This window comes from Leclercia sp. W17, assembly GCF_003336325.1.
Taxonomy (GTDB): Bacteria; Pseudomonadota; Gammaproteobacteria; order Enterobacterales; family Enterobacteriaceae; genus Enterobacter.
This window is the reverse complement of sequence record NZ_CP031101.1, coordinates 4,484,173-4,501,207: the sequence shown is the minus strand read 5'-3', so window position 1 is coordinate 4,501,207 and position 17,035 is coordinate 4,484,173. Positions and strand designations below refer to the sequence as shown.

Annotated in this window: 15 protein-coding genes; 10 read left to right on the top strand and 5 right to left on the bottom strand. The window is 56.4% G+C overall.

Annotation, left to right across the window (positions count from 1 at the left end; translation table 11 throughout):
- Window position 1 precedes the first annotated feature (1 nt).
- Window positions 2–355, top strand: a complete 354-nt coding sequence (locus tag DVA44_RS22300) for an MmcQ/YjbR family DNA-binding protein (RefSeq protein WP_103825401.1) — start codon at window positions 2–4, stop codon at window positions 353–355.
- Here the strand turns inward: DVA44_RS22300 and uvrA are convergent, their stop codons facing one another.
- A complete protein-coding gene (gene uvrA / locus DVA44_RS22295) occupies window positions 356–3,181 on the bottom strand; it encodes an excinuclease ABC subunit UvrA (protein WP_114388180.1) in 2,826 nt (941 codons plus the stop codon). It lies immediately after the preceding gene.
- A gap of 251 nt (window positions 3,182–3,432) precedes the next feature.
- Here uvrA and ssb1 point away from each other — a divergent pair, with 251 nt between their 5' ends.
- Entirely contained in the window at window positions 3,433–3,957 is a 525-nt protein-coding gene (gene ssb1, locus DVA44_RS22285; RefSeq protein WP_114316148.1) for a single-stranded DNA-binding protein SSB1, read from the top strand.
- Window positions 3,958–4,041: 84 nt separating this feature from the next.
- Here the strand turns inward: ssb1 and DVA44_RS22280 are convergent, their stop codons facing one another.
- Window positions 4,042–4,323, bottom strand: a complete 282-nt coding sequence (locus DVA44_RS22280) for a YjcB family protein (protein ID WP_103825404.1) — start codon at window positions 4,321–4,323, stop codon at window positions 4,042–4,044.
- Window positions 4,324–4,870: 547 nt separating this feature from the next.
- Between DVA44_RS22280 and DVA44_RS22275 the strand changes: the two genes are divergently transcribed.
- Together DVA44_RS22275 and DVA44_RS22270 are read left to right on the top strand one after the other, a co-directional pair.
- Window positions 4,871–6,274 (top strand): sensor domain-containing diguanylate cyclase, encoded by a 1,404-nt coding sequence (locus DVA44_RS22275; RefSeq protein WP_114388178.1) that lies wholly within the window; start codon window positions 4,871–4,873, stop codon window positions 6,272–6,274.
- A 339-nt stretch (window positions 6,275–6,613) separates the two neighbouring features.
- Window positions 6,614–8,200, top strand: a complete 1,587-nt coding sequence (locus DVA44_RS22270) for an EAL domain-containing protein (protein ID WP_114316146.1) — start codon at window positions 6,614–6,616, stop codon at window positions 8,198–8,200.
- On the opposite strand, the gene soxS is transcribed toward DVA44_RS22270, so the two are convergent.
- Complete coding sequence (gene soxS, locus DVA44_RS22265; RefSeq protein ID WP_103177869.1) at window positions 8,197–8,523, bottom strand: superoxide response transcriptional regulator SoxS; 327 nt, start codon at window positions 8,521–8,523, stop codon at window positions 8,197–8,199. The two genes, DVA44_RS22270 and soxS, sit on opposite strands and share 4 nt — an antisense overlap.
- Window positions 8,524–8,621: 98 nt before the next feature.
- Here soxS and soxR point away from each other — a divergent pair, with 98 nt between their 5' ends.
- The 4 genes from soxR to DVA44_RS22245 all read left to right on the top strand — a co-directional run bounded on the left by soxR (window position 8,622) and on the right by DVA44_RS22245 (window position 13,473).
- A complete protein-coding gene (gene soxR / locus DVA44_RS22260; protein WP_103177870.1) occupies window positions 8,622–9,080 on the top strand; it encodes a redox-sensitive transcriptional activator SoxR in 459 nt (152 codons plus the stop codon).
- 275 nt (window positions 9,081–9,355) lie between these two features.
- A complete protein-coding gene (locus DVA44_RS22255; protein WP_114388177.1) occupies window positions 9,356–10,027 on the top strand; it encodes a glutathione S-transferase family protein in 672 nt (223 codons plus the stop codon).
- 298 nt (window positions 10,028–10,325) lie between these two features.
- On the top strand, window positions 10,326–11,675 hold the full coding sequence (ghxP, locus tag DVA44_RS22250) for a guanine/hypoxanthine transporter GhxP (protein ID WP_103825408.1): 1,350 nt from the start codon (window positions 10,326–10,328) through the stop codon (window positions 11,673–11,675).
- A 151-nt stretch (window positions 11,676–11,826) separates the two neighbouring features.
- Entirely contained in the window at window positions 11,827–13,473 is a 1,647-nt protein-coding gene (locus DVA44_RS22245) for a Na+/H+ antiporter (protein ID WP_103825409.1), read from the top strand.
- 78 nt (window positions 13,474–13,551) lie between these two features.
- Here DVA44_RS22245 and DVA44_RS22240 read toward each other — a convergent pair whose 3' ends face one another.
- Entirely contained in the window at window positions 13,552–14,436 is an 885-nt protein-coding gene (locus DVA44_RS22240) for a LysR family transcriptional regulator (RefSeq protein ID WP_103177874.1), read from the bottom strand.
- 101 nt (window positions 14,437–14,537) lie between these two features.
- On the opposite strand from DVA44_RS22240, the gene DVA44_RS22235 reads away from it, so the two are divergent.
- The gene (locus DVA44_RS22235) at window positions 14,538–14,948 is read left to right on the top strand and encodes a CidA/LrgA family protein (protein ID WP_103177875.1); all 411 of its coding nucleotides are present in this window, start codon (window positions 14,538–14,540) and stop codon (window positions 14,946–14,948) included.
- The gene (locus tag DVA44_RS22230; RefSeq protein ID WP_114388175.1) at window positions 14,941–15,630 is read left to right on the top strand and encodes an LrgB family protein; all 690 of its coding nucleotides are present in this window, start codon (window positions 14,941–14,943) and stop codon (window positions 15,628–15,630) included. Before DVA44_RS22235 ends, DVA44_RS22230 begins: the two co-directional genes overlap by 8 nt.
- 84 nt (window positions 15,631–15,714) lie before the next feature.
- On the opposite strand, the gene DVA44_RS22225 is transcribed toward DVA44_RS22230, so the two are convergent.
- Window positions 15,715–16,992 carry an ABC transporter substrate-binding protein gene (locus tag DVA44_RS22225; RefSeq protein ID WP_114388173.1) on the bottom strand — a complete coding sequence of 426 codons (1,278 nt, stop codon included), beginning with the start codon at window positions 16,990–16,992 and terminating at the stop codon, window positions 15,715–15,717.
- Window positions 16,993–17,035: the final 43 nt, after the last annotated feature.

Genomic DNA, 17,035 nt, shown 5'->3' with positions numbered 1-17,035 from the left:
GATGACAATTTCGGAGATACTTCAGTACTGCATGAATAAGCCGGGTGCGGAGCAAAGTGTGCACAGCGACTGGAAGGCAACCCAGATCAAAGTCGCCGACGTGCTGTTTGCGATGGTGAAAGATGTGGAGGGCCGTCCGGCGGCCTCGTTAAAAACCAGCCCTGAACTGGCGGAACTGTTGCGCCAGCAGCACAACGACGTGCGTCCCAGCAAGCACCTGAATAAAGCTCACTGGAGCACGGTCTATCTGGACGGGTCGATTCCGGATTCGCAGATTTATTATTTGGTGGATGCCTCTTACAAGCAGGCGGTGGAACTGCTGCCGGAGATGACCCGGCAGCAGCTGTCAGTGTAACTACTTCAGAAGCGGTTTAAGGAAGCGGGCGGTGTGCGAGGCTTCACACTCCGCGACGGTTTCCGGGGTGCCGGAAACCAGTATTTCACCGCCGCCGCTGCCGCCTTCGGGACCGAGATCGACAATCCAGTCCGCGGTTTTAATCACGTCCAGGTTGTGCTCAATCACCACGATGGTGTTGCCCTGATCTCTGAGCTGGTGCAGCACGTCGAGAAGCTGCTGGATATCGGCAAAGTGCAGACCGGTGGTCGGCTCATCCAGAATGTACAGCGTCTGTCCGGTGCCGCGTTTGGAGAGCTCACGCGCCAGCTTCACGCGCTGCGCCTCCCCGCCGGAAAGGGTGGTTGCTGACTGGCCCAGACGAATGTAGGTCAGACCAACATCCATCAGGGTCTGGAGCTTACGCGCCAGCGCCGGAACGGCATCAAAGAACTCGCGCGCCTCTTCGATGGTCATATCCAGCACTTCGTGGATGGTCTTGCCTTTGTATTTAATCTCCAGCGTTTCGCGGTTATAGCGCTTGCCTTTGCACTGATCGCACGGTACGTAGATATCCGGCAGGAAGTGCATCTCAACTTTGATCACACCATCGCCCTGACAGGCTTCGCAGCGCCCGCCGCGCACGTTAAAGCTGAAGCGGCCCGGCGTGTAGCCGCGTGAGCGCGATTCCGGCACGCCGGCAAAGAGTTCACGTACCGGCGTGAAGACACCGGTATAGGTCGCCGGGTTAGAGCGCGGGGTACGACCAATTGGGCTCTGGTCGATATCGATCACTTTGTCGAAGTGCTCCAGACCGTGGATCTCGCGATACGGCGCCGGTTCAGCCAGCGTCGCCCCGTTCAACTGGGTCTGGGCAATCGGGAACAGCGTGTCGTTAATCAGCGTCGATTTACCGGAACCCGACACCCCGGTAATACAGGTGAACAGGCCGACCGGCAGGGTGAGCGTCACGTCTTTCAGGTTGTTGCCGCGAGCGCCGGTGAGCTTCAGCACTTTTTCCGGGTTGGCAGGCACGCGCTGTTTTGGCACCTCAATCTTGCGTTGACCGCTCATGTACTGGCCGGTCAGGGACTCCGGCACCGCCATGATGGCGTCCAGCGGCCCTTCCGCCACTACCTGGCCGCCGTGGACACCCGCACCCGGCCCGATGTCGATCACATGGTCGGCGGCGCGGATGGCATCTTCATCGTGCTCAACCACAATCACCGTGTTACCGAGGTTACGCAGGTGGATCAGGGTCCCAAGCAGACGCTCGTTGTCACGCTGATGCAAGCCGATAGACGGCTCATCCAGCACGTACATGACGCCCACTAAGCCCGCACCAATCTGGCTCGCCAGACGGATACGCTGGGCCTCGCCGCCGGAAAGCGTCTCTGCGGAGCGGGAAAGCGTCAGGTAGTTCAGGCCAACGTTCACCAGGAATTTCAGACGATCGCCAATCTCTTTCAGCACTTTTTCGGCGATTTTCGCCCGCTGGCCGGAGAGCTTCAGGTTGGTGAAGAAGTCCATCGCATGACCGATGCTCATGTCTGAGATGGCCGGCAGCGGCGTGTTTTCCACATATACGTGGCGCGCTTCACGACGCAGACGGGTACCGTCACAGGTGGCGCAGGAGCGGTTGCTGATGAACTTCGCCAGCTCTTCACGCACGGCGCTGGATTCGGTCTCTTTGTAGCGGCGCTCCATATTGTGCAGCACGCCTTCAAACGGATGGCGACGCACCGAGGTATCGCCGCGATCGTTCATGTATTTGAACTCGATGTTCTCTTTGCCGGAACCGAACAGGATCACTTTGTGCACGGTTGGGCTCAGGCTGCCCCACGGCGCTTCAACGTCAAATTTATAGTGCTCTGCCAGCGACTTCAGCATCTGGAAATAGTAGAAGTTACGCTTATCCCAGCCGCGGATAGCGCCGCCAGCCAGCGACAATTCCGGGTTCTGGATCACCCGATCGGGATCGAAGTACTGCTGTACGCCCAGGCCATCACAGGTCGGGCAGGCGCCCGCCGGGTTGTTGAACGAGAACAGACGCGGTTCCAGCTCGCGCATGCTGTAGCCGCACACCGGGCAGGCGAAGTTGGCGGAGAAGAGCAGCACCTCCGCTTTCGGGTCGTCCATATCGGCAACCACCGCCGTACCGCCGGAGAGATCCAGCGCGGTCTCGAACGACTCCGCCAGGCGCTGGGTCATGTCGTCACGCACCTTAAAGCGGTCGATCACCACCTCAATGGTGTGTTTCTTTTGCAGCTCCAGCTTCGGTGGATCGGAGAGATCGCACACTTCCCCGTCGATACGGGCGCGGATATAGCCCTGGCTTGCCAGGTTTTCCAGCGTTTTGGTGTGCTCGCCCTTACGCTCTTTAATGATTGGCGCCAGCAGCATCAGGCGTCTGCCTTCCGGCTGCGCCAGCACGTTGTCCACCATCTGGCTGACGGTCTGGGCCGCCAGCGGGACATCGTGGTCCGGGCAGCGCGGCTCGCCCACGCGGGCATAGAGCAGACGCAGGTAGTCATGGATTTCGGTGATGGTCCCGACGGTGGAGCGCGGGTTATGGGAGGTCGACTTCTGCTCAATGGAGATGGCAGGCGACAACCCTTCGATATGGTCGACGTCCGGTTTTTCCATCAGCGACAGGAACTGACGCGCATAAGCAGAGAGCGACTCAACGTAACGACGCTGTCCTTCGGCATAGAGGGTGTCGAAAGCCAGAGAGGATTTGCCTGAGCCTGAAAGCCCGGTGACGACAATCAGCTTGTCGCGAGGGATGACGAGGTTGATATTCTTGAGATTGTGGGTGCGGGCGCCCCGAACTTCGATCTTATCCATTCACCTTTCCCGGTAGGTAGATACACGGAATGCCTGGTTTGTTTGAAGGACAACCGGCATAAACGATTAATTATGACACAAATTGACCTGTCTGGATATACAGTATTGAGATGCAAATTCAGATTCGTTGTGCAAAAATAGACCACGAAAAGAGTTGGGTGGAATCCGCCTCGTAGCTATGAACATGCGGCATGGAAATGGTACACTCGCGCGTTTACACTATTTAGAAATTGTTTTCAGGAGACACGATCATGGCCAGCAGAGGCGTAAACAAGGTGATTCTCGTCGGTAATCTGGGCCAGGACCCGGAAGTACGCTATATGCCGAGTGGTGGTGCAGTGGCCAACATTACGCTGGCTACCTCCGAATCCTGGCGTGATAAAGCGACCGGTGAGATGAAAGAGCAGACCGAATGGCACCGCGTCGTGCTGTTTGGCAAACTGGCCGAGGTGGCCGGTGAGTATCTGCGTAAAGGTTCTCAGGTCTATATTGAAGGCCAGCTGCGTACCCGCAAATGGACCGATCAATCCGGTCAGGAAAAATACACCACTGAAGTGGTGGTGAACGTTGGCGGCACCATGCAGATGCTGGGTGGTCGTCAGGGTGGCGGCGCGCCGGCAGGTGGCGGCCAGCAGCAGGGCGGTTGGGGTCAGCCTCAGCAGCCGCAGGGCGGCAACCAGTTCAGCGGCGGCGCGCAGTCCCGTCCGCAGCAGCCGTCTGCGCCAGCGCAGTCCAACGAACCGCCAATGGATTTCGACGACGACATCCCGTTCTGATAGCCAGAACCCGCGATTCGCAAAAACAAAAAAACCCAGACGCATGTCTGGGTTTTTTGTATTCAGCCTTTATGCCCGCGGGCATCAGGTGTACATCATCGGCCAGTCCGGCGGCGTATGGCTCATTGCCTCAACCATGATCGTTTTAACGTTATTCCAGACCGCGGCCATATCCAGCAGGGTGATGCCCAACAGGCCGGTGGCAAACCAGCAGGCCGCCGCCAGACCCAGACAGGTGCTGATCACCGCCAGTACCGCGTAATCCGATTTCTTGAACTGTATATTCAGCGTACTGGCCAGAAACATCAGCACCGCGCTCAACAACTCCCAGCGTGCAAAGACAACACCGGTGGTAATAGCTGCCATAAGACCGATCCTCAAAGATAACCGCCGCCGGGTGTAGCGCGACGTTGCCCGGACGTGGCAAACTGGCTACCGGCAAGCTCAGACTGACAAAATGAAACGATGTTTTTTGTTACATCAGATGTGTGAACTATATCACACTTGTTCTTTTATTCGCCAGTGGGCAAATGCATGAAAATGGCGTTTTTTAACCCGGCTTTTGTTGTATAAATAGCCCGAAGAAATATTTCTTTAGTCTGCTAAGTGCCCGTTTGCGACAACTTTATTGAAAATTCATTGAGATAAGAAAACATGTACAGGCAGCATGCCGATGTACAATATTTACAGCCTCAGGGCTATGGATTATGCTTCATCCGGTTACGTGACTAGCCCGTAATAAATAAATCAGGCTTTTACTGGTTATTATTTGCTGTACTTTTAATTTTACACACACTTTCTTTTTCGACAGGGTCAGACAGCCGCAATAATAGATGCTGGCTGCGTATCCTTTCACTCCTGATTTATTCGTTGCGACATTTTTTATCTCGTTAAATGAGCGACGAATAAAACGATGAAGCAAGCAAATCGAGAGAATATAAATGACAGCACGCGGGCTCTGCACGCATTAGCTAAATTAATGCCAAAATTATCGTCGCAGCAAACCTTAACCGATCTTCTCCAGACGATTAACCATACCTTTGGCGCCCAGACCAGCTGGGTGATGATGGAGGACGATGTGGGCCAGCCGCAGTTTGTCAGCGTCGGCGAATTAACCTGCCATTCTCCAGAAATTAAAGCCTTTCTTTCCAGTGCGTTATTGCAACGTCACCACCGGGCATGGCGGGTGATCTGTTGGAAAGAGAAGATCGGTACGCTTTTATTTCCTGCCGCCCATCCGGGCCATACGCATTTACAGTGTGGCGTGCTGTATAAATTGTCGCTGCAACAGGATCGCTGCAACGGCTACTTCTTCCTCGGCTTTACGCAACCGCAAAGCAGCATCACCGTGCTAAAAGAGGTGGTGGTGATCCTGGTCGAAAAACTGAAGGACTATTTGACCGGCCTCGTTGCCCGCGAGCGCACGGCAAAAGAGATGCAGCGGATGATCACCCAGTATAAAACCCTGTTTGAGCGGGCGCCGGTACTGATGAACTCCTTTGACCGGCATAGCCGCTGCGTATTGTGGAATGCCGAATGCGAAAAGGTGTTTGGCTGGACGATGGCGGAGATCAACGCCCATGCCGATCCGCTGGCGCTCTTTTACCCTGACCCGGAGGAGCGCCGCCGGGTGCGCGAGTCGGTCAATACCACCCCGCTGAACGATATGTATGAATGGCATCCGCTGCGGCGGGACGGCGTTCAGCTGACGATCCTGTGGTCAAACATCTCTCTGCCGGACGGCTCTATCCTTAATATCGGGCTCGATATTACCGCGCGTAAAAAAGCGGAGCAGCAGCTGGAGGTGAAGGCCACCACCGACGATCTGACTCGCTGTCTGAACCGCTCTGCCATCCTGCAGCAGATTGGCGCTGCGCTGGAGACCTGCCAGCGCGAAGAGGCCGACAGCCACTTCTCTGTCATGATGCTCGACCTGGATTTCTTTAAACAGATTAATGATAAGTGGGGGCATCTGGTGGGCGATGCCGCGCTGGTGCATTTTTGCGACTGCCTGCGGACGGTGATCCCCTCGGGGGCAGCGCTGGGCCGGGTAGGGGGAGAGGAGTTTTTACTGCTGCTGCCCAAAACTCACAGCGACGCGGCGGTGCAGCTCTCCACGGTGCTCCGTCAGGCGCTCTCCCTCACGCCGCTTAAGGTCGGCAGCCGCACCTTAAGGCTCTCTTTCAGTGCGGGCGTGGTGGAGGTGAGCGGAAAACCACGCGATACCTCATCGCTACTCATTAGCGCAGATAAGGCACTTTACGATGCCAAGCGTGGTGGAAGAGGTAAAACAATCGTCGCGGTTGATTATTTATAAATCACTTCAATCATCCTGAAGGGTTAAATAGCACAAAATTTCATGATGAAGTTGCGCTTTTTTCATTCTGTAGGTAGTTTGGCTTAATCGACGATTTTCTGTTGAGTTATCCGGGAGCCTGGCTTCCTGGATCGGTAATTATTTAACTTAATAAACACGAAACGAATACTTTCAGTTTGGCTTACGGACAAATATTATCGGCATAACTCAATATTAGGTTATTGGCGTTAAAAGTCAGTTGCTAACTTCGCATGATTCATGCAACGTAATCACCTGTTTAGCAAAGCATCCGGCCTTCATGACTACAGGCACATAAAAAGCAGGGATAATAGGGCGGAAATGAATCGTAACGCACGGGACAAGGTGCTGAGGATAGTCGGGGTTATCATGGTAGTTTTGCTACCTGTGATGCTTGCGCTATGGTTTGCTCAGCAACGCGCGGTCAACGAAACAAGCAGTCAACTTCGCTCATTTGCTGCTCTTGCTTTAGACAAAACTGAACTGGTTATTCAGCAGGTTGAGCTGGCACGTCATGCGGCTGAAAAATACTCGGGTAATATTTGCACACCGGAACACCGGCAATATATGTTAAATATCGTCCGGGGCCGACTCTACATTGCCGACCTGTTGTACGCCGAAGGTAAAGCGTTTCTCTGCTCAACCACCAGCACGCCTGAAAACCCCTATTTAATCTCTGCTGCCAATTACCAACGCGCCCCTGACGTCTCTATCTATTATTACCGCGATACGCCTTTTTATGCGGGATATAAAATGACCTATATGCAGGTCGGTAATTATGTGGTGGTAGTTAATCCCCTGACCTATAGCGAAGTCATGTCAGCCGACCGCTCCCTGGCGTGGGGGGTATTTGATACGGTGAACAACGACTTTTTCTCTATCAGTGAACAGGCAAAAGAAAAGGCATTAAAAAAGCTGATTGGCGATAACGAAGCTATATTCCAGAACGAAGGCCGCTTTTACACTATTGTTCATTCGGACAAACGCCCGATTGCCGCTATTGTTTCCACGACTAATCAGCGCTTTTACGAAGTGCTCTATCATCAGGCGACATTAACCCTGCCGCTGGGCATGATCAGCAGTATTATCATTTTATTGATGTGGTCTCGGACGCGACGCGAATTTAATTCTCCGGGTCGCTTATTGCATCGGGCATTAAATAAAAGACAACTTTGCCTGCATTACCAGCCCATTATCGACATTAAAACAAATGCGTGTGTCGGCGCAGAAGCGCTGTTGCGTTGGCCAGGCTTTAACGGCCCGGTAATGAGCCCGGTAGAGTTTATCCCGCTGGCAGAAAAAGAGGGGATGAGCGAACGCATTACCGATTACGTGGTAGAAGAAGTCTTCAGCGATCTGGGCCATTTCCTGGCCTGTAACCCGCATCTTTATATCTCCATTAACCTCTCGGCAACGGACTTCCACTCTTCGCGCCTGATTGCGATGATCACCGATAAAGCCCGGCACTATAATGTGCGGGCCCAGCAGATCAAAATTGAAGTGACGGAGCGCGGTTTCATTGATGTCCCCAGGACTACGCCGGTGATTCAGGCATTCCGCCAGGCGGGATATGAGGTGGCGATTGACGATTTTGGTACCGGCTATTCCAACCTGCACAACCTCTACTCGCTGAACGTGGATATCCTGAAAATCGACAAGACCTTCATCGATACGCTGACCACCAACAGCACCAGCCATCTTATCGTTGAGCACATTATCGAAATGGCCCAAAGCCTGCGCCTGAAAACCATCGCGGAAGGGGTAGAAACCGTAGAGCAGGTGATGTGGTTGAACAAGCGCGGCGTGCAGTATTGCCAGGGCTGGCACTTTGCCAAGGCGATGTCACCGCAGGATTTCATGACCTGGCAACATCAACCCGTCGCGACAGCCCTTGCTCATAGCCACTAATTGAGCTGATGGCGATAGTCGCTGGGGGTGCGATCAAATTCGCGGCGGAAGACGCGAGAGAAAGTCTGCTGGGAGACATATCCCAGATCCATGGCGATATCAAAAATGGGCCGCTGGGTGGTGCGTAACGCCTGGGCAGCCAGCAATAATCTGCGTTGACGAATGTATTCGCCCAGCGTCTGATGCGTGACGGCGCGGAACATTCTCTGTAAGTACCACTTCGAGTAACCCGACTTCTTCGCCACCACATCAATACTCAAAGGTTGATCGATATGGTCATCCATCCATTCAATAAGTGTCTGAATAATTTGTTGATGTGACATAGAGCAGCCTCTCTCTGGATACACCTGTATCGGTTGATTCGTCGTTTTGTCTGCGGGCGAGTATAATTCCTCAAGTTAACTTGAGGTAAAGAGGTTTTATGGAAAAGAAATTACCGCGGATTAAACCGCTGCTGTCTCCGGGCGAGGTGGCAAGGCGTAGCGGTGTGGCGGTCTCTGCACTGCACTTCTATGAAAGCAAAGGGTTAATTAAAAGCATCCGCAACGCCGGCAACCAGCGCCGCTATACCCGTGACGTGCTGCGCTATGTGGCGATCATTAAGATTGCCCAGCGTATTGGTATCCCGCTGGCCACCATTGGCGAGGCGTTTGGTATCCTGCCGGAAGGGCATACCCTGAGCGCAAAGGAGTGGAAGGCACTCTCTTCCCAGTGGCGCGATGAGCTGGACCGGCGCATTCACACCCTGGTGGCGCTGCGCGATGAGCTGGATGGATGCATTGGCTGCGGATGCCTGTCGCGCAGCGACTGCCCGCTGCGTAACCCTGGCGATAAGCTGGGGGAGCAGGGAACCGGCGCGCGGCTGCTGGAAGAGGATTAACCGGCCGCATAAAAAACTAAAGCGCCACAACAGGGCGCTTTAGTTTGTTCCCGGTCTTTGTCTTTCTCTCTATCCCGCTGGTTCACAGGAGGGTTTCCCCCGACATCAACACCCCTCAGTCGAGCATCTGGTGGAGGTTCCGGCTTGTGCTGACACTTTAAGTCTAGGCCGCGGCCTTAGCTTTACCAGCCTCATCGCGCAAAAACTCGGCAAAATTTTTTTGCCAGGTTGTGCAATTTTCTATAGTTAGTGGATAAGCCCAACTGGAGATGACGATGATTAAGGTCCACCACCTCAACCAGTCCCGATCGCAGCGCGTGCTCTGGGCGCTGGAAGAGCTCTCTCTACCGTACCAGATCGTTCGTTATCAGCGGGATAAGACCATGATGGCCCCCGCCACGCTGCGTAAAATCCACCCGCTGGGAAAATCCCCGGTGCTGGAGGACAACGGCCTGATCCTGGCGGAATCGGGCGCTATCCTCGAATATTTGCAGGAAACTTACGATCCCGGGTCGCAGATGAAGCCCCAGGATCGTGAGCTAAAGCTGCAATACCGTTTCTGGCTTCATTACGCAGAAGGATCGTTAATGCCGCTGCTGCTGATGAAGCTGGTCTTCGCCAGCCTCGGTAAACCGCCCGTCCCGTTTGGCCTGCGAACGCTCGGCAAGGTGCTGGGGCAGGGGGTTGAGAAGGCCTATCTTAACCGTCAGCTGGAAACGCACGCCCGCTTTCTGGAATCCTCGCTGGAGAAGCATCGCTGGTTCGCCGGGGATCATCTCAGCATGGCGGACGTGCAGATGAGTTTTCCGGTCTTCGCCCTGCTGGAACGCGGCGGCATAGACAATCTTCCCCGCCTGCAAAGCTGGAAGAAAAACGTCGAAATGCGTCCGGCCTGGCAGCGGGCGATCCAGCAGGGCGGGCCGTTCGAGATCCCAGGCGGGTCCTGAAATTGTTATCAAATTGCGCATTCACGATAACGTTTGCGCATACTCTGTTCACTTCTTCACCGCCTCGCACGCATTTTGGCGAAAAACGTCAAAGTTAAGTTGAAAATGCCCGCATTGAGGACGGATAATCGTTTGCCTTCATTTCGACACCCGTTTTGTCAGCGCAAAGCTAAACGTTTGCTTTTTTTATGACTCCCCTTTTTGTCATAAACGCAGCACAAGGATATGAGGTTTAGCGGGTCGTGGAGTGTCCGTCACGCTGACAGACGACAATCATAATTTTCAGGGGATGTTTTCTATGTCTACGCCATCTGCGCGTACCGGCGGTTCACTCGACGCCTTTTTTAAAATTTCTGCCCGCGGCAGCACCGCGCGTCAGGAGATCGTTGCCGGTCTGACGACCTTCCTGGCGATGGTCTACTCGGTGATCGTGGTGCCGGGCATGCTGGGTAAAGCCGGTTTCCCACCGGCGGCGGTCTTCGTCGCCACCTGTCTGGTGGCCGGTGTCGGCTCCATCGTGATGGGCCTGTGGGCTAACCTGCCGCTGGCGATCGGCTGCGCCATCTCGCTGACCGCCTTCACCGCGTTCAGCCTGGTGCTGGGCCAGCAGATCAGCGTGCCGGTTGCGCTGGGCGCCGTGTTCCTGATGGGTGTGCTGTTTACCATTATCTCTGCCACCGGCATCCGTAGCTGGATCCTCCGCAACCTGCCGCAAGGCGTTGCGCACGGCACCGGGATTGGTATCGGTCTGTTCCTGTTGCTGATTGCCGCCAACGGCGTGGGTCTGGTGATCAAAAACCCGCTGGACGGTCTGCCGGTTGCGCTGGGTGATTTCGCCAGCTTCCCGGTGATCATGTCGCTGATTGGCCTGGCGGTGATCATTGGTCTGGAAAAACTGAAAGTGCCGGGCGGCATCCTGCTGACCATCATCGGCGTCTCCATTGTCGGCCTGATTTTCGACCCTGCCGTACACTTCTCCGGCGTATTCGCCATGCCATCCCTGAGTGACGAAAACGGCAACTCGCTGATTGGCAGCCTGGATATCATGGGCGCGCTCAACCCTGTCGTGCTGCCAAGCGTGCTGGCGCTGGTGATGACCGCGGTCTTTGATGCCACCGGCACCATCCGCGCGGTAGCCGGTCAGGCGAACCTGCTGGATAAAGATGGCCAGATTATCGACGGCGGCAAAGCGCTGACCACCGACTCCCTGAGTAGCGTCTTCTCGGGTCTGGTAGGTGCGGCACCTGCTGCGGTGTATATCGAATCGGCGGCGGGTACGGCGGCAGGCGGTAAAACCGGTCTGACGGCGATCACCATCGGCGTGCTGTTCCTGCTGATCCTGTTCCTCGCGCCGCTGTCCTATCTGGTGCCGGCGTACGCCACCGCACCTGCGCTGATGTATGTGGGCCTGCTGATGCTGAGCAACGTGGCGAAAATTGACTTTGCCGACTTCGTTGACGCAATGGCCGGTCTGATCACCGCGGTATTTATCGTGCTGACCTGTAACATCGTTACCGGCATCATGATCGGTTTCGCGTCGTTGGTGATCGGGCGTATCGTCTCCGGTGAATGGCGTAAGCTGAACATCGGTACGGTGGTGATTGCCGTGGCACTGGTGGCGTTTTACGCGGGCGGCTGGGCGATCTAAGCTGTCAACTGCGCAAAAAGACGGGTGGCTCAGGCCGCCCGTTTTCATTTTCGGAACACATCTCGTTGTCTTATGCGTTACTCTGGGGAAGGTAGACTAAGGCAAGATGCCAATGGCTTAAACGAACAGATTTATCGCAAACAGGGATCGCATGGAAATTTTCTTCACAATACTCATCATGACCCTTCTGGTCTCACTTTCCGGGGTAGTCACCCGCGTACTGCCCTTTCAGTTACCGCTGCCGCTGATGCAGATCGCCATCGGTGCTCTGCTGGCGTGGCCGACGTTCGGATTGCATGTCGAGTTTGATCCCGAACTGTTTCTGGTGCTGTTTATTCCTCCTTTGCTGTTTGCCGACGGCTGGAAAACGCCAACCCGTGAGTTCCTCGAACACGGGCGCGAGATCCTGGGCCTGGCGCTGGCGCTGGTGGTGGTCACCGTGGTGGGGATTGGCTTTCTCATCTACTGGGTGGTGCCGGGGATCCCGCTGATACCGGCCTTCGCGCTGGCGGCGGTGCTGTCGCCAACCGATGCCGTGGCGCTCTCCGGGATCGTGGGCGAAGGACGCATTCCGAAGAAAATCATGGGCATCCTGCAAGGTGAGGCGCTGATGAACGACGCCTCAGGCCTGGTGGCGCTGAAGTTTGCCGTCGCCGTGGCGATGGGCACCATGGTCTTCACCGTCGGCGGAGCGTCCGTTGAATTCTTTAAAGTGGCGATTGGCGGTATCCTCGCCGGGTTTGTGGTGAGCTGGCTGTATGGCCGTTCGCTGCGCTTCCTCAGCCGCTGGGGCGGCGACGAGCCTGCCACGCAAATCGTGCTGCTGTTCCTGCTGCCGTTCGCGTCGTACCTGATTGCGGAACACCTTGGTGTATCGGGCATTCTGGCCGCGGTGGCGGCGGGGATGACCATCACGCGTGCTGGTGTCATGCGCCGCGCGCCGCTGGCGATGCGCCTGCGCGCCAACAGCACCTGGTCGATGCTGGAGTTTGTCTTTAACGGCATGGTCTTCCTGCTGTTGGGCCTGCAGTTGCCGGGCATCCTGGAGTCCTCCCTGGTGGCGGCTGAGGCCGACCCGAATGTCGAAACCTGGATGCTGTTTACCGATATTGTGCTGATTTACGCCGCGCTGATGCTGGTGCGTTTCGGCTGGCTGTGGACGATGAAAAAGTTCAGCATGCGTTTCCTGAAAAAGAAACCGATGGAGTTTGGCTCCTGGTCCACTCGTGAGCTGCTGATTTCCACCTTCGCCGGGGTGCGCGGGGCGATCACTCTGGCCGGTGTGCTCTCCATTCCGCTGCTGTTGCCGACCGGCGACGTCTTCCCGGCCCGCTATGAGCTGGTGTTCCTGGCGGCGGGGGTGATCTTGTTCTCGCTGTTTGTCGGCGTGGTGATGCTGCCCATCCTGCTGCAACATATGGAGGTGGGCGATCACGTTCAACAGCATAAAGAGGCGCGTATCGCCCGGGCGGCCACCGCGGAAGTGGCGATTGTCACCATCCAGAAGATGGAAGAGCGAATGGCCGCAGATACCGAAGAGAACCTCGATACGCAGCTGCTGAAAGAGGTGAGCTCGCGGGTCATTGGTAACCTGCGCCGCCGCGCGGATGGCCGAAATGATGTAGAGAGCTCGCTGCAGGAAGAGAACCTGGAGCGTCGCTTCCGCCTGGCCGCCCTGCGCGCCGAACGTGCGGAGTTGTATCATCTGCGCGCCACCCGGGAGATCAGCAACGAGACGCTGCAAAAACTGCTGCACGATCTCGACCTGATGGAAGCGCTGTTGGTTGAGAAGCCGTAGTGGTTGATTGCCCGGTGGCGCTGCGCTTACCGGGCCTGCTAAACCGTAGGCCGGGTAAGGCGACGCCGCCACCCGGCGCTACTCTCCCACCCAAAACCCTTCACAGCATTTCAACCACGCCTGTGCGCTGTGCGACAGATAGACCCCTTCCCGCCAGATCATCCCCAACTGCCAGTGCAGATCGCTCTGGAGCGGGATCCAGCGCAGGGTCTTTTTATCCAGCCGCTCGCAGATGGGCTGCGGCAATATTGCAATCCCGACCCCCGCCTGCACCATCGCCGCCAGAAAGTCCCACTGCCCGCTACGCACCGCGATACGCGGCTTAACGCCGTGCTGGTTAAACAGCTGCATCAGCTGGCGGCTGAGGGCAAAATCTTCGTTGTAGATCAGCAGCGGATGCTCGGCGAGGAGTTCAGGATTGATGGCGTCAAGCGACAACCAGCTGCCGGAGCGCGGCACCAGCACACAGAGCGGATGGCTGAACAGCGGCAGCGCCGTCAGACCGCTATCCTCTTCCACCGGCAGGGCGGTCATGGCCAGATCCAGCTCGCCGTTGATCACCGCCTGCTGGACGGTTAAGCCGCCAAATTCAGAAATTTTTAGCTCCACGCCGGGGTAACGCTGGCGAAACAGACCGATAGGGCCGGCCATCATCATTCCCACCATTGGCGGGATGCCGAGGCGCAGTATGCCCTTGTTCAGGTGGTTAATGTCGCCAAGCTCGGCCTCCAGCTGGCGAAACTCCGCCAGGATCGCCAGCCCGCGTTCAAACACCACGCGGCCTGTGTCGGTCAGCAGCAGCTTGCGCCCGTCACGGATCAGCAGGGTACAGTTCAGTTCATCTTCGAGGTTTTTCAGCATTTTGCTGATGGTGGGCTGGGTAACAAAGAGCTTCTCCGCGGCGCGGGTAAAACTCTGCTGGCGGACCACTTCGACAAAGTAACGCAGCGTGCGTATGTCCATGACTATTCCTCGAAACTATACCTTTGATGATTTTAATTCATTTCAGTCAATTACGTGCGCTGACTATACTGGCGCTCCGTCTCATTTTGAGGAAATCCCCCATGACCGTGGCGTTAGGTCGCGTTACGCCTGCCGTCGTGCAACGACTCCAGGTACCGGTTCAGGTCCTGCTCTATGCCGCTCTTTTTGTCTTCGCTGAATACCTTGTTCGCTGGCTCCATCTGCCGCTGCCAGCCAATCTGGTCGGCATGGTGCTGATGTTCAGCCTGATCCTCTGTCGCGTCATTCCTCTTAGCTGGGTGCGGGCGGGGTCGCGCTGGCTGCTGGCGGAGATGCTGCTCTTTTTCGTTCCGGCAGTGGTGGCAGTGGTCAATTACGTTCAGCTGCTGATGGTGGACGGTTGGCGTATCTTTGCGGTGATCGCCCTGAGCACGCTAATGGTGCTGGGCGCGACCGCGTGGGTGGTGGATAAAGTCTACCGCTTTGAGATCAGCAGGCAGAAACATGACTAACTTTCAGGTCAGCGTCCTCTGTCTGGTGGTGACGCTGGTGGTCTATTTTGCCAACAAGCGCCTCTACCGCCGCTTTCGTAAACTGCCCCTGATGCCGCTGGTTTTCACCCCGATCCTGCTGGTGATGATGCTGGTGTGGGGGCATATCTCGTGGCAGAACTATATTGGCGAAGCGCACTGGCTGCTGTGGCTGCTGGGTCCGGCGACCATCGCCTTTGCGGTGCCGGTTTACGATAACCTCGCGGTGATAAAGCGCCACTGGATGTCGCTCTCCGCCGGGGTGATCACCGCCACGGTAGTGGCCGTCACCAGCTCGGTCTGGCTGGCGCGGTTGTTTACCCTGTCGGACGAGATCCAGCGTAGCCTGGCGGTTCGCTCCGTCACCACGCCCTTTGCTCTGGCCGCGGCAAAACCGCTCGGCGGACAGCCGGATCTGGTGGCGCTGTTCGTGGTGGTCACCGGGGTGTTTGGTATGGCGGTAGGGGATATGCTGTTTCTGCGGCTCTCGATCCGCGAAGGGATGGCGAAAGGGGCCGGGTTTGGCGCGGCCTCCCACGGAGCGGGCACCGCGCGCTCCTACGAGCTGGGCCAGCAGGAGGGCGTGGTGGCCAGCCTGGTGATGATGCTCTCCGGCGTGGTGATGGTGCTGGTGGCCCCGCTGGTGGGCTGGTTGATGTTCTGAGCCGTTTTCTGCCGGGTGGCGCTGCGCTTACCCGGCCTACAAAGACCGTAGGCCCGTGCAAGCGCAGCGCCGCCGGGCAATACTCTAACGGTTAAGTCTGCGCACAATCCGCTCCACCTTCTGGCGGAAATCCGCCGCGACCTGAGCGGATGCCTGGCCCTGTTCCAGTTTTTCCCGCGCCGAGGTGAACTGGTCGATCACCTGTAAATCCTCAATATAGGGCGTGGCGACGACTGTGGTGTGCAGCGACTGTGCCTGGCGTAGCCCGGCAATTACCGGATCCTGCGGGTCAATCACCCCTTTCTCCGTCAGCTGCGCCTCCGCCGCCTTGTTGAGCGGAATGCCGCGCTCCAGCCCAAGAGCCTCCACCGACTGCGGATCGTTAAGCAGATAATTCACCAGAATCGCCGCCTCTTTCGGATGTTTAGTGGATTTTGCCACCGACAGCATCTGCGCCGTTTTGAAGTAAACTCCGGACTCCTCTGTGCCGGGCTGCATCACGTAGTCGCCCAGCACCAGCTTCGCCGGTGGCGTCATGTTGTTGGCAAACATGCGAATGGTGATGTTCCAGGTGAAGAGCCCGCCCCACTCGCCGTTAATCCACGGCTTCATCTCATAGAGATTGCCCTTGCCGTAGGAGGAGAGGGTCTTTGGCGACGGCAGAACGTGGTCATCGCTCAGACGTTTCACAAAATCGAAGGCCTCGACCCATTGGGCATCGTTCCATGCAAAGGTGCCATCGCTGTTGAACATCGGCTTCTGGTGGGTCTGCATCATGTACGCATTGAGCAGCAAAATGACATCCTGATCGACCATGGCGTAGGGGTAGTAGTTGTTGCCGAGCTTCTGCTGGAACACTTTCCCGGCGGCAAAAAAGTCGTCCCAGGTTTTCGGATACGCCAGCCCGGCTTTCTGCCAGGTGACGTCGTTGTAGTAAAAGACCGGGGCGTTGACCGAGATCGGCAGGCCGTTGAGCTTGCCTTTCACCGTGGTCGATTGCAGATCCTGCGCCTGGTACTGGCTTAAATCGAGCTCCGCTTTCAGCTTATTCAGGTCGTAATACCCTTCGCCGTTTTTGGAAAAGAGGATCAGCCAGGGCCAGTTGGTCTGCATTACATCCGGCTCGGTGCCGCTCGCCATCTGGGTGGTCAGGCGCGAAAGATGCCCGTCCCAGCCGGTGTATTCGGGCTTGACCTTAATCTCCGGATGCGCTTTTTCGGAGGCTTCCAGCGCCTTGAGTGTGGCCTGGTGGCGGCTGTTGCCACCCCACCACGACATGCGTAGTTCAACGGGCGCTTGTGCCCAGACAGAGGTACAGGAAAATAACAGCGATGCGATAACACCTGAAACGAGTTTTTTCATTATTGTCTCCGGAACAGAGGCATAAATATTGTTATTAAACAGG

Coding starts and splice junctions, on each gene's coding strand:
- DVA44_RS22280 (WP_103825404.1), bottom strand. CDS start 4,323: ATGGCAGCTATTACCACCGGTGTTGTCTTTGCACGCTGGGAGTTGTTG.
- DVA44_RS22235 (WP_103177875.1), top strand. CDS start 14,538: ATGACCGTGGCGTTAGGTCGCGTTACGCCTGCCGTCGTGCAACGACTC.
- uvrA (WP_114388180.1), bottom strand. CDS start 3,181: ATGGATAAGATCGAAGTTCGGGGCGCCCGCACCCACAATCTCAAGAAT.
- DVA44_RS22245 (WP_103825409.1), top strand. CDS start 11,827: ATGGAAATTTTCTTCACAATACTCATCATGACCCTTCTGGTCTCACTT.
- soxR (WP_103177870.1), top strand. CDS start 8,622: ATGGAAAAGAAATTACCGCGGATTAAACCGCTGCTGTCTCCGGGCGAG.
- ghxP (WP_103825408.1), top strand. CDS start 10,326: ATGTCTACGCCATCTGCGCGTACCGGCGGTTCACTCGACGCCTTTTTT.
- DVA44_RS22300 (WP_103825401.1), top strand. CDS start 2: ATGACAATTTCGGAGATACTTCAGTACTGCATGAATAAGCCGGGTGCG.
- soxS (WP_103177869.1), bottom strand. CDS start 8,523: ATGTCACATCAACAAATTATTCAGACACTTATTGAATGGATGGATGAC.
- DVA44_RS22270 (WP_114316146.1), top strand. CDS start 6,614: ATGAATCGTAACGCACGGGACAAGGTGCTGAGGATAGTCGGGGTTATC.
- DVA44_RS22240 (WP_103177874.1), bottom strand. CDS start 14,436: ATGGACATACGCACGCTGCGTTACTTTGTCGAAGTGGTCCGCCAGCAG.
- DVA44_RS22255 (WP_114388177.1), top strand. CDS start 9,356: ATGATTAAGGTCCACCACCTCAACCAGTCCCGATCGCAGCGCGTGCTC.
- DVA44_RS22275 (WP_114388178.1), top strand. CDS start 4,871: ATGAAGCAAGCAAATCGAGAGAATATAAATGACAGCACGCGGGCTCTG.
- DVA44_RS22225 (WP_114388173.1), bottom strand. CDS start 16,992: ATGAAAAAACTCGTTTCAGGTGTTATCGCATCGCTGTTATTTTCCTGT.
- DVA44_RS22230 (WP_114388175.1), top strand. CDS start 14,941: ATGACTAACTTTCAGGTCAGCGTCCTCTGTCTGGTGGTGACGCTGGTG.
- ssb1 (WP_114316148.1), top strand. CDS start 3,433: ATGGCCAGCAGAGGCGTAAACAAGGTGATTCTCGTCGGTAATCTGGGC.